This is a genomic window from Micromonospora maritima, from assembly GCF_902825405.1.
GTDB lineage: Bacteria > Actinomycetota > Actinomycetes > Mycobacteriales > Micromonosporaceae > Micromonospora > Micromonospora maritima.
Window position 1 is genome coordinate 1 of sequence record NZ_CADEAU010000928.1, and the last position, 887, is coordinate 887.

The window sequence follows — 887 nt, forward strand, 5'->3', positions numbered from 1 at the left end:
GGGCGGGTGCGTCGCCGGGCGACTCGGTCACCGCGCGGTACGGGTTGAGCACCCCCGCGCCATAGCCCTCGCCCCGCCCCGGCGCCGGGTCGGTGCCGGCCACGATCCGCCCGGCCACTCCGGCCGCGCTCAACCCGGGGCGATACTGCCGCAGCAACGCCGCGGTGCCGGCCACGAAGGGTGTGGCGTAGCTGGTCCCCTCCGCCCGGTGGTGGCCCTGCCGGGGCGCCGCCATCAGCACGTCGCTGCCCGGGGCGACCAGGTCCACGTAGGGGCCGCTCTGGGAGAAGGCGGCGCGTGCGCCGTCCCGACCGATCGCGCCCACGCCGAGCACGCCGTCGTACGCCGCCGGGTACGGGCGGGGATCGCCGCTGTCGTGCAGGTTGCCGGCGGCGGCCACCACCACCACGTCCTGCCGCACCGCGTAGGCGACCGCGGCCCGGACGGCCGGATCGTCCGCGTAGAGCACGACCGAGAGGTTGAGCACGTCGGCGTCGTGGTCCACCGCCCACCGGATCGCCCGGGCGAAGTCGGCCGCGTCGACCGTACGCCCCGACTCCCGCCCCTGGACCACCTGTTGCTCGCTCACCCGTACCGGAAGGATGCGTGCGTCCGGCGCGAGCCCACGGAACGCGACGCCGGGGCGCGGTGCGGCGGCGATGATGCTCGCCACGCCGGTGCCGTGCCCGGCGCAGTCCCGGGTGCCGTCACCACCCGGGTCGAGGAAGTCCGCGCCGTCGAGCACCCGGCCGGCGAGCTGCGGATGCGACCGGTCGACCCCGGAGTCGACCACCGCGACCACCACGCCGGTGCCGGTCGCGAGCGGGGCGAGCCGGTCCGGCGCGTACCGTTGCTGGGGCCACGGCTGCTCGGCCACCGGGCGTGCG

The 887-nt window shown here is 77.3% G+C and carries 1 protein-coding gene; it reads right to left on the reverse strand.

Going from position 1 to position 887, the window contains the following annotated elements; all coding sequences use genetic code 11:
* Positions 1 to 887, reverse strand: an 887-nt coding sequence (gene mycP / locus HUW36_RS33595; protein WP_174531668.1) for a type VII secretion-associated serine protease mycosin, incomplete at both ends; no start/stop codon positions are given.